The 13,337-nt window shown below is 64.3% G+C and carries 12 protein-coding genes and 1 tRNA gene; 6 read left to right on the top strand and 7 right to left on the bottom strand.

Annotated features, from left to right (window positions below; translation table 11 throughout):
• The first annotated feature begins 40 nt into the window (after positions 1–40).
• The 4 genes from RQX22_RS09975 to RQX22_RS09960 are packed head-to-tail and all read left to right on the top strand — an operon-like array spanning position 41 to position 3,583.
• Entirely contained in the window at positions 41–1,150 is a 1,110-nt protein-coding gene (locus RQX22_RS09975) for an MlaE family ABC transporter permease (RefSeq protein WP_315726038.1), read from the top strand.
• Entirely contained in the window at positions 1,147–1,983 is an 837-nt protein-coding gene (locus RQX22_RS09970; protein WP_315726036.1) for an ABC transporter ATP-binding protein, read from the top strand. Before RQX22_RS09975 ends, RQX22_RS09970 begins: the two co-directional genes overlap by 4 nt.
• Positions 1,983–2,975, top strand: coding sequence for an MlaD family protein (locus RQX22_RS09965; RefSeq protein WP_315726034.1), 993 nt, complete (start codon positions 1,983–1,985; stop codon positions 2,973–2,975). The genes RQX22_RS09970 and RQX22_RS09965 overlap by 1 nt, the downstream gene beginning before the upstream one ends.
• Positions 2,975–3,583 (top strand): ABC-type transport auxiliary lipoprotein family protein, encoded by a 609-nt coding sequence (locus RQX22_RS09960; RefSeq protein ID WP_315726033.1) that lies wholly within the window; start codon positions 2,975–2,977, stop codon positions 3,581–3,583. The genes RQX22_RS09965 and RQX22_RS09960 overlap by 1 nt, the downstream gene beginning before the upstream one ends.
• An 87-nt stretch (positions 3,584–3,670) precedes the next feature.
• On the opposite strand, the gene pepN is transcribed toward RQX22_RS09960, so the two are convergent.
• Positions 3,671–6,262, bottom strand: a complete 2,592-nt coding sequence (gene pepN, locus RQX22_RS09955; RefSeq protein WP_315726031.1) for an aminopeptidase N — start codon at positions 6,260–6,262, stop codon at positions 3,671–3,673.
• Positions 6,263–6,366: 104 nt separating this feature from the next.
• Here pepN and maiA point away from each other — a divergent pair, with 104 nt between their 5' ends.
• A complete protein-coding gene (gene maiA, locus RQX22_RS09950; RefSeq protein ID WP_315726029.1) occupies positions 6,367–7,002 on the top strand; it encodes a maleylacetoacetate isomerase in 636 nt (211 codons plus the stop codon).
• Between the two features lie 153 nt (positions 7,003–7,155).
• Positions 7,156–7,899, top strand: a complete 744-nt coding sequence (locus RQX22_RS09945) for a class II aldolase/adducin family protein (protein ID WP_315726292.1) — start codon at positions 7,156–7,158, stop codon at positions 7,897–7,899.
• A 48-nt stretch (positions 7,900–7,947) separates the two neighbouring features.
• Here RQX22_RS09945 and RQX22_RS09940 read toward each other — a convergent pair.
• The 6 genes from RQX22_RS09940 to RQX22_RS09915 all read right to left on the bottom strand — a co-directional run bounded on the left by RQX22_RS09940 (position 7,948) and on the right by RQX22_RS09915 (position 13,271).
• Positions 7,948–8,024, bottom strand: a tRNA-Pro gene (locus tag RQX22_RS09940).
• Between the two features lie 102 nt (positions 8,025–8,126).
• A complete protein-coding gene (locus RQX22_RS09935; RefSeq protein WP_315726027.1) occupies positions 8,127–9,428 on the bottom strand; it encodes an FAD-dependent oxidoreductase in 1,302 nt (433 codons plus the stop codon).
• A 181-nt stretch (positions 9,429–9,609) separates the two neighbouring features.
• Positions 9,610–9,939, bottom strand: coding sequence for a polyhydroxyalkanoic acid system family protein (locus RQX22_RS09930; protein WP_315726026.1), 330 nt, complete (start codon positions 9,937–9,939; stop codon positions 9,610–9,612).
• A gap of 67 nt (positions 9,940–10,006) precedes the next feature.
• On the bottom strand, positions 10,007–10,711 hold the full coding sequence (locus RQX22_RS09925) for a TadE/TadG family type IV pilus assembly protein (protein WP_315726024.1): 705 nt from the start codon (positions 10,709–10,711) through the stop codon (positions 10,007–10,009).
• Positions 10,708–11,304: a TadE/TadG family type IV pilus assembly protein gene (locus RQX22_RS09920; protein ID WP_315726291.1), complete on the bottom strand. Its 597-nt coding sequence runs from the start codon at positions 11,302–11,304 to the stop codon at positions 10,708–10,710. Before RQX22_RS09920 ends, RQX22_RS09925 begins: the two co-directional genes overlap by 4 nt.
• A complete protein-coding gene (locus RQX22_RS09915; RefSeq protein ID WP_315726022.1) occupies positions 11,304–13,271 on the bottom strand; it encodes a pilus assembly protein in 1,968 nt (655 codons plus the stop codon). The genes RQX22_RS09920 and RQX22_RS09915 overlap by 1 nt, the downstream gene beginning before the upstream one ends.
• Between the last annotated feature and the right edge of the window lie 66 nt (positions 13,272–13,337).

Genomic DNA, 13,337 nt, shown 5'->3' with positions numbered 1-13,337 from the left:
CCACCTTGCCGACGGCCTGGAATTGAAGCATGTCCCTGTCATGAGCAGCGTCGCCAGGTTCAGCGAGGATGAAGAAGAGGGGCGACGGATACTCCGTTTCCGCGGCGACCTGACGCTCGCGAAACTGGGCGTGCTGCCGACCAGGCTCGACCGGATGAAGGAAGACTTTGCCGCCGTCGACCTGACGGAGGTCGGCCGGATGGACACGATCGGCGCCTGGATCATCCATCGGCTGGAGCGTGACCGCGGTGTCGAGATCATCGGCGCGACGGGGGACAAGGCGCTGCTGCTGAAGCAGGTGGCGAATGCCGACAAGCCCGTGAAGGTGCGGCCGGATCCCACCCCGTCCTTTGTGCGCGTTCTCGATGAAGTCGGCGCGGCGACGGCGATGGCGGCTCGGACCCTCTATGGCCTGCTTGGCTTTTTCGGCGCTTTTCTGATCGCGCTCTTCAACGTGATCCGAAGCCCCCGGCGTTTTCGTTTCAACGCCGTCGTCCAGCGTTTCGAGGTGGTGGGCGTCCATGCGCTCGGCATCGTCGGGCTGATGAGCTTCCTGGTCGGGATCGTGATCGCGCAACAGGGTGCGGTTCAGCTTCGCCAGTTCGGCGCCGAGGTCTTCACCATCAATCTGGTCGGGCGAAGCTCGATCAAGGAATTGGGCGTGCTGATGACGGCGATCATGGTCGCCGGCCGGTCCGGCTCCTCCTTCGCCGCCCAATTGGGATCGATGAAGCTCGCCGAGGAGGTGGATGCGATGCGGACCATCGGCGTCTCGCCGATGGAAGCCCTGGTCATACCGCGTGTCCTTGCGACGGTGCTGCTGATGCCCCTGCTGGGCTTCTATGCCGCCATCCTCGCCATCGTCGGCGGCCTGATCTTCTGCTGGCTGTCGCTGGAGATTCCGCCGATCACCTTCATCCAGCGCACCCGCGAAGTGGTTCCGCTCAACGATCTTTGGCAGCTCCTTATCAAGGCGCCCGTCTTCGGCCTCATCATCGGCATGGCCGGCTGTTTCCAGGGCATGCAGGTGGAAGGCAATGCCGAAGAGGTCGGCCTTCGCACCACCGCCGCGGTCGTGCAGGCCATCTTCCTGGTTATAGTGCTCGATGCCTTCTTCGCCGTCTTCTTCACCGAAGTGGGTTGGATATGAACGGCGAGGAGGATGGCGAAATCATCATAGAGGTGCGCGGCCTGCGCAACGCATTCGGCGAGCAGGTGGTGCACGAAGATCTGGACCTGGAGGTGAAACGGGGCGAGATATTGGGCGTGGTCGGAGGATCCGGCACCGGTAAATCGGTGCTGATGCGATCGATCATCGGCCTGCAGACCCCCGAGGCCGGTGACATCACCGTGTTCGGCGAGCCGGTCATCGGCCGCGAGGATCGCGAACTCCAGAATATCAGGAAGAGGTGGGGCATTCTCTTTCAGGGCGCGGCTTTATTCTCCACGCTCACGGTCGCCGAAAATGTCCAGGTCCCGCTGCGCGAATTCTATCCGCGTCTGGGTGAAGCCCTGCTGGACGAGATCGCCGCCTTCAAGATCGTCATGAGCGGATTGCCGCCCGATGCCGGGCCCAAATATCCGGCGGAGCTTTCGGGCGGCATGAAGAAGAGGGCCGGAATCGCCCGTGCGCTGGCGCTCGATCCCGATCTCCTGTTCCTCGACGAGCCGACCGCCGGCCTCGATCCGATCGGCGCCGCAGCATTCGACGAGTTGATCGTCGAGCTTCGCGACCGGCTCGGCCTCACCGTGTTGCTGATCACCCACGATCTCGACACCCTCTATGCAATATGCGACCGAGTGGCGGTGCTTGCCGAGCGCAAGGTGATCGCGGTCGGAACGATTCCGGAATTGCTGGCTTTGGATCACGAATGGATACAGGAATATTTCAGGGGCCCGCGGGGACGGGCCGCCGAAGAGGCGACCGAGGCCGATGCGGAAGCAGAAGCCAGGGCCGCCCAGCACGGGGGCGCTGAAGGCTGATGGAAACCAGGTCCAACCACATCCTGGTGGGCGGCGTCGTGATGGCGCTGCTCATCGCCGTGATCGTCTTCGTGATCTGGCTTTCACGTGCGAGCGGTGACGATCGCAAGGAATATGACATCTTTTTCAACCAGGCCGTCGACGGGCTGGCCAAGGGATCGGCGGTGACCTTCTCCGGCGTTCCGGTCGGCCAGGTGGAATCGATCAACCTTCAGCCGGAGGCGCCGGAATTCGTGCGCGTCCGCATCTCGGTCAACGACAAGGCGCCGGTCCTGGTCGGCACAACGGCGACCATCAAGGGCGTCGGCTTCACGGGCGTGTCGCAGATCCAGCTTGATCCGCCGGAGCAGGATCGGCGACGACGCGGGGCGGCGCAACCGCCTCAGATCACCTGCCCGGAGCAGGATCGCGATGCCCAATGCCCCTATGGCGTGCCGATCATCCCGACCAAGCCCGGCGCCCTCGGGCAATTGCTGAACAGCGCGCCAGAGCTGCTCGAACGCGTTTCGACGCTGACGGCGCGGCTCACGGAGTTGCTGTCCGATCGCAACCAGGCCTCGATCGCGTCGATCCTCGACAATGTCGAGGTGATCAGCGCCAACCTCGCCCAACGTTCGGACGAAATCGCCGCGGCCATGGCCGATGCCCGCATCGCCATCCAGCAGACCGGGCGCGCGGTCGAGGAGATGGGTCAGCTGGCGGACACGAGCGACAAACTGCTGCAGCAGGAAGCGGGGCCGCTCATCGCCGATCTGCGCAGCACTGTCCGGGCGGCCGAGACCAGCATGAAGAATCTCGATGCCGCGGTCGGCGACGCCCGACCCGGCTTGCAGGCTTTTTCCAAGCAGACCATCCCGGAGGTTGGCCAGCTGGTGCGCGATCTGCGCGAAATGTCGGGCGCCTTGTCGTCGGTCGCGCAGAAGCTCGATCAGCAGGGAGCTACCGGAATCATCGGCGGAAACCGCCTTCCTGATTACAAGCCGAGGGACTGATGAAAAGGAATTCCGTACTCCTCGCTTTGGGCTGCGCACTCGCGCTCTCCGGTTGCATCAGCTTCGGGGCCAAGCCCCCGGCGACGCTCATGCGTCTCACCGCCGTCGAAAGCGTCGCGGCGCGGACCAGCCGCACCGCCCCCGCCAGCGAGGCGATCACGGTCGTCACGCCGACCTTGCCGCAGGAACTGCAGACGCCGCGCGTCCCGGTCCGCACCGGCGAAACGTCCGTGGCCTATCTCAAGGACGCGCAATGGGTGGAGATACCGGGCGCCCTGTTCGGGCGGCTGCTCTCGGAAACAATTGCCGCCCGTACCGGCAGGGTGGTGCTCGATCCCAGGCAATTCACCTTCGATCCGGGCATAAGGCTGACCGGAACGCTTCAGGCCTTCGGCGTCCAGGCCGATCGCATGGAGGCGGTCGCCGTCTATGACGGCTTGCTCGCCCGCGCCGGCCAGGCGGTGGAAACCCGTCGCTTCGAGGCGCGCGTGCCGATCGCGGCCGTCGACCCCTCTTCGGTCGCGCCGGCGCTCAATGAAGCGGCCAACAAGGTGGCTGCCGACGTCGCCGCCTGGGTCGGCGGCGGGCCGGCCACGCCAGCGCGCTGAACGTCGGTACTCTCGCCGGGCCGGCCCCGGTGACAGGGCGGCGAGGGGAATAGCGGTCGGCCTCCCCTGGGCGCGTTGCCCGATGGGTCAGCCGAGGCTCTTGGTCGCCTGCTCGAACGCATCGCGGGAAAGATTGGGGGTGGCGATGATCCGCTCCAGCTCCGCCTTCATCATCTGTCCGCGCGTCTCGTCGAAGCGCCGCCAGCGGCCCAGCGCCGGGATCAGCCGCGCCGCCGTCTGGGGGTTGAGCGGATCGATGGTCAGGATCATGTCGCCGAGGAAGCGATAACCGCGGCCGGATCGGTGGTGGAAGGCGCGCTGATTGGCGGTGAAGGCGCCCACCAGGGACCGCACCCGATTGGGATTGGCGAGCAGGAAATCCGGATGGCGGGCGAGCGCGGCGACCTTGTCGACCGTGTCCTCCCGCATCGACAGCGCCTGGACCGTGAACCATTTGTCGAGGACCAGCGGGTTCTCCTGATAGCGTTCGTAAAAGGCGCCGAGCGCGGTCTGGCGCTCGGTCGTGTCGCTATTGACGAGATTGCCGAGCGCACCCTGGCGGTCGGTCATATTGTCGGCATTCTCGAACTGCATGAGCGCCATGGCCGGCGCACCCTCGGCATCGGCGGCCATCAGATAGCCGAGCGCCACCGTTCGCAGCCGTCGCGCGCCCTTGGCCGCGGGCGAATATTCGAACCGGTTCGCCGATGAGGAGGCATAAGCTGCCCGCCACTGCGACTCCAGCTCGTCGCCTATGTCCGACCGCAGCTTCTCGCGGGCGGCATGGATCGCGTCCGGATCGACGACCAGCATATGGTCGCCGACAAAGGCTTCGGTCGGCAGCAGCACGGATTCGGCGATGAAGGCCGGGTCCATCGCGGGATTGGTGAGCGTTTGCCGGATCGCTTCGATCACCGGCTTGTGATCGGCCGACCCCGTGGAAACGGCTGTGACCAGCGTTTCGAGCATCAGCTGCTGCATCGCCTCGTAGCGGGCGAAGGGATTGTCGTCGCGCGCCGACAGGAAGGCGAGGTCGTCGACTTTCCTGTCCGTCTCGATGATCACGGGCGCGGAAAAATCGCGGTTGATCGAGAGGATCGGACGGCCGCCAATGCCCTCGAACAGCAGGTCCTGCCGCTTCTCCTCCAGCAGAACGAGCCGATCCGTATATTTCTGCCCGGTCAGCTCGTCGAACAGGGCAATCTTGAGCGGGATCGGCACCGGCGCCTTGCGGGGCTGCCCGGGCGTCGCCGGAACGGTCTGCTCGAGCACCAGCCGCGCCCGCCCTTCGCCGGCATGGTGGGTGAGTGAGGCCCGCACCCGGGGGGTGCCGGCTTGGCTGTACCAGCGCCGGAATCTGGCAAGATCGATTCCCGATGCATCTTCCAGTGCCTTGGCGAAATCCTCGCAGGTGGCGGCGGTCCCGTCATGCCGGTCGAAATAGAGGTCGGTGCCAGCGCGGAACTTCTCGGCCCCGAGCAGGCTGTGCATCATCCGGATAAGCTCGGCGCCCTTGTTGTAGACGGTCGCCGTGTAGAAGTTGGAAATCTCGATATAGGAATCGGGGCGAACCGGGTGAGCCAGCGGGCCCGCATCTTCCGGGAACTGGGCGGCGCGCAGCGCCCGGACATCGTCGATCCTCTTGACCGCGGCGGAGCCCAGATCGGCGGAGAATTGCTGGTCGCGGAAGACGGTGAAGCCTTCCTTCAGCGAAAGCTGGAACCAGTCCCGGCAGGTCACCCTGTTGCCGGACCAATTGTGGAAATATTCGTGCGCCACCACGCCGGCGACGGCGTCGTAATCGGCGTCGGTAGCCGTATCCGGATCGGCCAGCACATAGCGCGAGTTGAAGATGTTGAGGCCCTTATTCTCCATCGCGCCGAAGTTGAAATCGGCGACGGCGACGATGTTGAACATGGCAAGATCATATTCGCGGCCATAGACGCGCTCGTCCCACGCCATCGCCGCCTTCAGCGATTCCATGGCATGGCCGGTCTTGCCGATATCGCCTTCGCGAACCCAGATGCCGAGCGCCACGGTGCGGCCGCTGCGGGTGATGAAGCTGTCCTGGTTGGCGACGAGGTCGCCCGCGACGAGTGCGAACAGGTAACAGGGCTTCGGAAAGGGGTCGGTCCATTCGGCCCAGTGGCGGCCGCCTTCCTCGTCGCCATGCGCGACCGGATCGCCGTTCGCCAGCAGGATCGGATACAGAATTTTGTCCGCATGCATCCGGACCCGGTAGCGGCTGAGCACGTCCGGCCGATCCGGAAAGAAGGTGATTCGCCTGAATCCCTCGGCCTCGCACTGGGTGCACAATATGCCGCCCGATTCGTAAAGGCCCATCAGCTGGGTGTTGGCGCCCGGCGCGATCTCCACCAGCGTTTCCACGACTGCTTCGTCACCGACGATGGGAATGGTGAGTGCGTCCTGGGCATGGAGATGCTCGGCGGGCTTGCCGTCGACTTTGACCTCGATCAGCTTCAGGCCTTCGCCGTCGAGGCGCAGCGGCGCATCATGATCTCCGTTGCGCTGGACCGTGAGCCGGGCCCCCACCCTGGTCCGTTCGGCAGCGAGATCGAAATCCAGCTCCACGTCCGGCACGAGCCATTCTGGGGGCCGGTAGTCGGCGCGGTGGATCGCGGCCGGTGGGGCGGCGGGGGCTGTCACGGCATCGGGCATGATTTCGGACTTAGGACGCGGTGCTTCGCTGTGCAATGCAAGCGGTGGTCCTGATAGTGCAGCTTGCCGCTTCTGTTCGACCGTTTCGCCGGTTAGGATCGGCCATGACCAAACCCATCCTGTTCGATTATTTCCGTTCCTCGGCGGCCTATCGCGCCCGCATCGCGCTCAACCTCAAGGGCGTCGATTATGAAAGTGCGTCGGTCGATCTTCTTCACGGAGCCCACAAGGAAGAAGCCTATCGCGCACGCAATCCGCAGGGATTCGTGCCGATGCTCGAAATCGATGGCCACCGGATCACCCAGAGCATCGCCATCGCCGATTATCTGGATGCCACCCGTTCCGGCATTCGCCTCCTGCCAGAATCGCCGGGAGACCGCGCCCATGTCCTCGCTTTGGCCCTGATCGTCGCCTGCGACATCCACCCGCTCAACAATCTGCGCGTGCTCAAATATCTGGGCGGCCCGCTGGGACAGGAAGAATCCGCGCGCGACGCCTGGTATGCGCATTGGGTGCGCGAAGGCTTTGCCGCCTTGGAGGCATTGGCCGCGCCCCGGGCCGGCGCCTTCCTGTTCGGCGACGCCCCCACCCTCGCCGACATCTGCCTGGTCCCGCAAATGTTCAATGCGCGCCGCTTCAAGGTACCGATCGACGATTTCCCGCTGCTCGTCCGGGCGGATGCCGAAGCGAACGGGCTGGAAGCCTTCGCCGCCGCGCATCCCGACAGGGTCGCTCCTTAGGCGCCAGGCTCGCCTTCCCACCCGGTTTGGACCGGAGACGCGAAGCCGCTATCCTCGTCTCACGCCGAGGAGGAACGAATCATGGGCAGAGTCGATGCGCCGCCACCGGAGAAGGCCGGGCGCCCGACGCCGGCCCACGTCCATATCCCCTCGATGAAGGGCAAGGTCAGCGACGAGGAATGGAAGATCCGCGTCGATCTCGCCGCCGCCTATCGCCTGATCGCTTTTTTCGGCTGGGACGATCTGGTCTTCACCCATTTGTCGGCGCGGGTCCCTGGGCCGGATCATCATTTCCTGCTCAATCCCTACAATCTCATGTTCGAGGAAGTGACGGCCTCCAGCCTGGTCAAGGTCGGAATGGACGGCAATCCGGTGCAGGAAACGCCGTTCATGACCAATGCCGCCGGCTTCACCATCCATTCGGCCCTCCATATGGCGCGTGAGGATGCCCAGGCCGTGATCCACCTCCATACGCCGCACGGCCAGGCTGTGTCGGCGCATCGCGACGGGCTGCTGCCGCTGACGCAGGCGGCGATGCTGATCCGCGAGGACGTCGCTTATCACGATTATGAAGGCCTGGCCGTCGATCTGGACGAACGCGCGCGGATCATCGCCGATATCGGCGACAAGGGCGCGATGCTGCTCAGGAACCATGGCACGCTCGCCATCGGCGAGACGATCGGCGAGGCATTCATCCGCATCTATTTCCTGGAGCGCGCCTGCCAAGCCCAGATCCTGGCTCTGTCGGCGGGCGACAATATCAATCATCCCCCGCAGGGTTCGCCCGAGGTCACGGCCCAGCAGGGCAGGATCGGCCTCAAGCTGGCGGCCGGCATGCTTGCCTGGCCGGCGCTGCTGCGCAAGGCGTACCGGCTGGATCCCGATTTCGCCACCTGAACGGGATCGACCTGTGTCGGCATCGCGCTGGAATCATGAGCAGGAAAATGGTCGGGGAGAGAGGATTCGAACCTCCGGCCCCTGCCTCCCGAAGACAGTGCTCTACCAGGCTGAGCTACTCCCCGACCGGTGCGTCTGGCCGAAGCCAACCGGGAGACAGGTGGGCGTCTATAAGCAGGGGGGCGGGGGAGCGCAAGCGGCGCTCCTCCGCGTAAGTCCGGGAGCGTTCAGCGCTCCAACGCGCCGAGCATTTCCGCGATGGCGACGAACTTCTCGCGCGGGCTGCCGTCGCGCGCGCGCCGGCTTTCCGCTTCCTCGATCTTTTGCCAGTCCCGGAAGGTTACGAGGTCGACATTGCGGCTTGCCAGCAGGCGATCCAGGCCCGCCCGGCCCTCCTTCTTGCTGTCGCCCGCGCCCAGTGCGGCGGCGATCTTTTCCGCAACCTCATAGCCGTCCGGGCGGTTGGTGCCGATCGTGCCGCTCGGGCCACGCCGCGCCCAGCCGACGCAGTAAAGGCCGTCGCCGATCACCCCTTCCGAATTGGCGAAACGGCCGCGGCCATGTTCGTAGGGAACGCCTTCGATCGGCGGCGTCTGATAGCCGATGCAGCTGATGACGAGGCCGCACTCGATCCGGTAAATCTCGCCGGTGCCGACCGACCTCAGATCTTCGGTCAATGCAGTCTTTTCGACCACCAGCCGCTCGACCCTGCCCTCGCCCTCTACCGCAATCGGCATCGCGAAGAAATCGAAGTGGATGACCTTCTTCTTGCCCTTCGGAATGGCGGCGAAGTCGCGCAGGTGCATGACCGATTTTCGCATACCCGGTTCGAGCAGCGAATCGTCCATTTCGGGCGGGAAGTCGCCCAGGTCGACCTGGGGGGCCGCTTCTTCCAGATGGCCGAGCTCGCCAAGTTCCTTGGGCGTCATCGCGATCTGGTGGGGACCGCGGCGGCCCAGCACATGGATCGTGCGGATGCTCGATCGGCCGAGCGCGTCCAGCGCATGTCCGACAATGTCGGATCCGGAAAATTCGGCGCGGGTCTTGGAAAGGATGCGGGCGACGTCCAGCGCGACATTGCCGTTGCCGATCACCGCGGCGGCGGCGACGTCGAGCGGCGGGTCCAGGTCGGCGAATTCGGGATGGCCGTTATACCATCCGACGAAGGCGGCCGATCCGATCACGCCGGGCAGGTCGCTGCCCTTTATGTCGAGCGGCCGGTCGTGCGGCGCCCCCGTGGCCAGTATGACGGCGTCGTAAAGGCTGCGGAGCTCCTCGATGCTCAGATCGCGCCCGACGGTCACATTGCCGACGAAGCGGACATTGTCGCTCAGCGCCACCTTCTCATAGCGTTTGGAAACCGCCTTGATCGACTGATGGTCGGGCGCGACCCCGAAGCGGATGAGGCCGTAGGGCACGGGCAGCCGGTCGATGATGTCGATCCGCACATCCTCACCGAGACTCTTCTGCAGGGCCTCCGCGCTGTAATAGCCGGCGGGTCCCGACCCGATCACCGCGATATGCCGCATGCCCGTCTCCCGCTTCGGAAAAGGGATGTTAGAGCATCGTGCGAAAAAGTGGGAACCGGTTTTTCGTCACCGACGATGCGACCATCAATAAACGTGCATCGTGCGAAAAAGTGGGAACCGGTTCTTCGTCACCGACGATGCGCGCCTGGAGGAGGCCATGCGGCCTCGGTTGCCCGCAGTCTCAGTGGCTGCCGCCGCCGCTGCGATCCTCGAGCAGTTCCGGGCCCTTGCGGCGGATCAGGGCCTCGATCTGCTTGCCGAAAAAGCCCAGCATCGGCGGCAGGACCAGCTCCAGCCGCACGATCTTTTCGAGGACGTCGATATTGGCGACCACCTCCTGGTTCAGCGCGGTGACCTTCAAGTTCATGCGGTCGCCGGTCCAGTGCGATTCCACCTCGGCCGCGCCGCCGGGAATATGATCCTTGAGCTCGCCGATGCGGCTTTGCAGCCGCCGCTTCGCTTCGGCCGCGCCGAGGCTGTGGGGAAGATCGATGACGATGGGGTCGGCCATCGGCGCGGATTAGCCGCTAAGCGCCCGTCATGCCACATTTATCGCCGCCCGATCCCGGGGCGGCCGATCAGGCGCAGGTCGCGCGGGTGATGTTGCCGAGATTGGTCAGGACCTGGTTGGTTCGCTGCCGGACGTTGAAGGCGCTGACATAATGGATCGTGTGGGCGCCCAGATAGTCCTTCGCCATGATCGGCTGATAATCGTAAAAGACCTCGGCGAACATCACGGCCGTGCCCGACTGGGCGGCGATCTGGTTGCCGGCCGGGCCGATCGCCGTCATCTGGTGGGGATTGGTGGTGAATGCGGTCGGGCTGCTGGGCGTTGTCTCTTCGGTACCGTTGGTGATGGCGGTTCCGCCGGACGTTCTCGGCCTTCCATAGGTCGGTGCGACGGCCTTGCTGCCGGTGCAGCGCTGCCATCGGATCCACTGGAAGCCTCCGCTGGGGGTCGGCTCGACGCTGTACAATATGATGCGGCCATGCTGCGCGAAGTCGATCGATGCGCCCGCCTGGGTCGCGCCCATGAATAGCTGGTAGACATCGCCTTCGTCGATGGCGTCGCGGACGCGCGATGCATTGTCGGCGGTCATCATGGCGATGTTGCTGACGCGCAGATGCGCCATCATCAGCCCCGACACTTCCATGCCGACCAGTCCCAGGGTGAGCAGGATCGGCAGCGACAGCGCGAATTCGGTCATTGCCAGCCCGCTTTCGGACCGGCGCAGCGCCCCGGTGAGACGCCGCAATCGGGAGGGAATGGTGCGCATCATCATACCGTCGGACAGATCGGGTCGGCCTCGGTCGCGCGGGACGCGAAGGGCTGGTTGCGCAAGACGGTCACGCCGCGCACCGTTTCCGTCGGGGACAGGCCGATGATCTTCGGGAACGGGAAGAGCCGCGGGAAAGTCAGGGTCACTTCGTAGCGGACGATATCTTCGGAATTGCCGAGGCCGCCTTTGCCGCGATCGGTATCGTAGCTGCCATTGCCGTTCGCGTCCTTGAAGCAGTCGCCGATATTATATTGGCCGAGCGGCGCGGTGTCCGTGGTGATCTTCTCGGCGATCTTGACGTCGGAAAATTCGCGATAGCTTTTCTTCTCGATGACGGGGGCCGCGCCGTGCACGACATCGTTCAGCCGGTCGACGACCACGGCATCGATCTGCGCGCCGGTCTTGTCGCCGACCGTCGCCATCCTGGCTGCCTCGTGGAGAGCGCCCTGGAGGATCGACTGGGTATAGCTTTGATATCCGAGATCGAGCAGGCCGAACAAGGTCAGCAGCAGCACCGGCGCGACGAAGGCGAATTCGACTAGGGTCGCTCCGCGTTCGTCCTTGCCGATGCGGCGGCGAAAGAGGATGGGTCGCATCACTGCGTCAGCCTCAGGGCACCGATATTGTTGCCGATCTCGGTGAACTTGGCGATCAGCGCCGCCTTGTTGGTCGAGGTCGATGCCTGGTTGGCATTGCTGGCACATTCCGTGAGGGCGGTCGTCAGCGAGGTGCCGAAAGCGATCACCCAGATCGATGTGCCCATCGTCTTCGCGGACTGGCACGCCATCTTGAAGCGCTGGGTATGGCGGCTGTTCCGATTGTTCTCGTCGGCATTCGAAACGCCGCTGACGCGCATGTCATTCTGTTCGATGCCATAGGCCTGGTAGATGGCATTGTCGGTGTCCATCTGGCCGTCGGTCATGAAGATGATGTGCCGGGTGCAGGGCATGGCGTTATAGGTTTCGCAGGCGTCGGCGAAGATGCCGGCGGTCGAGATCAGACGGGCGCCCCAGATCATGCCGATATCGTGGTAGGTGCTCCCGACCGGGTCGAGGCCGTTGACATAGGTCTGCAGGGCGTCGCGGGTCCACACGTCCAGCCGGCGGGCGGCCGCGGGGCAGGCGCTGCCGGACATCGACGTCCCCGAGCTTGCCGAGGTGTAACCGGCACTTCTGCGATAGGTGATCTCGGGCCACATCGGCTTCCACCGGGTGGCGTCGCTGTCCGGGATCAGATTGATGTCCAGATCATAGGCATCGGACGGAGCGGTCAGTCCGGATGCGCTGGTGATCGTGCTCACCGTCTCGCGTTCGATGATGCAGCCGTTCCAGGTGGAATATGTGGTGCCGACGCCAGTCCCGTTGGCGGCGAGCTCCAGGGGATCGTAATTGCCGCGTTCCGCGACGGTGCCCTGGGTGTTCGAAGCGATGGCGACAGGGTTTCCCAGCTTGAACTGGCTTACGTCGATATTCTCTTCGACAAACCTGTCATCTTCGAATTCGTATCGCGTTTCATATGTCGTCGTGACATCGGAATACCAGCGCCGGCAGGAACGCTTGTTGCTGCTCGTGTCCGGCGCGCCAGGATAGCCCCAATCGTCGCCTTTGCCGTCGTCGTTCCGGTACGTCCTTACGGTCGTGGTTGCGGGCGGCGGCCCGCCAAAGACGGTCTGGCTGGGATTGAAGCTGCCGAAGCTCCTGTTGCGGCCATATTTGTCGCAATCATTCTGCGAAATATCATCCCCGTTATTATACACCTCTTCCACAGGATCGGTCGGCGGAGTTGAGGTACCGACCAGTTCTTCTTCATCATATTCATAGATGCGAGACTGATAGGCCGCGGTGCTTGCGATATAGTCGGGGTTCACGCCGCGAATCAGGCCACCGACATTGACCGTGCTCGAATAGGGTACGATCCCATAGCGAAGCCTCAGGCCGTTGCTCTGCAGCTGCGCCTGGACGGGGGCGAGCGCATCGTAAAGCGCCATCACGGCTTCCTTCAGGGCCGTGATCCTCTTGTCTGCGGTGTTCCACGTGCTGTTGCCGTTGACGTCCCAGGCCATCGACCCGGTGACGTCGAGCACCAGCACGACGTCCGTATTCACGAAATTCAGCGAGGCGTCGCAGGTGACGTTGAGCGGCAGCGTATCGAAGCCGAACACTTTCATGATGACGGTCGGAACGCGCGTGCTGGCCGTGACTTGGACGACGCCGCTCGAAGGCTTGGTCACCTGGGGCGTGAAGCCCGTCGTGTCATACTGGCCCTGCGGGAAGTTGAAGTTGAAGAAGCGTCGTGCTTCGTCGATGACGGTCTGGTTGAGCGTGTCACCCACCATCACGCGGCGGCCGGCCAGCGCCCCGGCGTCGCACGCCGCCTGGAGCCGGGTCTTCGCCATATAGGCACGGCTCATGTCGACGCCGCCGCCGATCATGGCGGTCAGCGGCAACAGGGCTGCTCCGACGATCGCAAGCGTGTTGCCGCGCGCGTCGCGGGCAAGGCGCGTCAGGAAGGAGCGCATGCTGCGCGTCTTTCTGTCCCGCAGCACTTCGGCCGGTCGCTTCATCTCGGTCCCCCAGAGACACACACATTGATCCGATTGCGTGCTATGAAGCAGGAGAGTTAATTTTCG

The sequence above is a fragment of the Sphingosinicella rhizophila genome, assembly GCF_032378825.1.
GTDB lineage: Bacteria > Pseudomonadota > Alphaproteobacteria > Sphingomonadales > Sphingomonadaceae > Allosphingosinicella > Allosphingosinicella rhizophila.
The sequence above is the reverse complement of the archived record's forward strand: the minus strand, read 5'-3'. Positions and strand labels throughout refer to the sequence as shown.

Coding starts and splice junctions, on each gene's coding strand:
- RQX22_RS09960 (WP_315726033.1), top strand. CDS start 2,975: ATGAAAAGGAATTCCGTACTCCTCGCTTTGGGCTGCGCACTCGCGCTC.
- maiA (WP_315726029.1), top strand. CDS start 6,367: ATGACCAAACCCATCCTGTTCGATTATTTCCGTTCCTCGGCGGCCTAT.
- RQX22_RS09930 (WP_315726026.1), bottom strand. CDS start 9,939: ATGGCCGACCCCATCGTCATCGATCTTCCCCACAGCCTCGGCGCGGCC.
- RQX22_RS09975 (WP_315726038.1), top strand. CDS start 41: ATGAGCAGCGTCGCCAGGTTCAGCGAGGATGAAGAAGAGGGGCGACGG.
- RQX22_RS09935 (WP_315726027.1), bottom strand. CDS start 9,428: ATGCGGCATATCGCGGTGATCGGGTCGGGACCCGCCGGCTATTACAGC.
- RQX22_RS09915 (WP_315726022.1), bottom strand. CDS start 13,271: ATGAAGCGACCGGCCGAAGTGCTGCGGGACAGAAAGACGCGCAGCATG.
- RQX22_RS09945 (WP_315726292.1), top strand. CDS start 7,156: ATGAAGGGCAAGGTCAGCGACGAGGAATGGAAGATCCGCGTCGATCTC.
- RQX22_RS09925 (WP_315726024.1), bottom strand. CDS start 10,711: ATGATGATGCGCACCATTCCCTCCCGATTGCGGCGTCTCACCGGGGCG.
- RQX22_RS09920 (WP_315726291.1), bottom strand. CDS start 11,304: ATGCGACCCATCCTCTTTCGCCGCCGCATCGGCAAGGACGAACGCGGA.
- pepN (WP_315726031.1), bottom strand. CDS start 6,262: ATGCCCGATGCCGTGACAGCCCCCGCCGCCCCACCGGCCGCGATCCAC.
- RQX22_RS09970 (WP_315726036.1), top strand. CDS start 1,147: ATGAACGGCGAGGAGGATGGCGAAATCATCATAGAGGTGCGCGGCCTG.
- RQX22_RS09965 (WP_315726034.1), top strand. CDS start 1,983: ATGGAAACCAGGTCCAACCACATCCTGGTGGGCGGCGTCGTGATGGCG.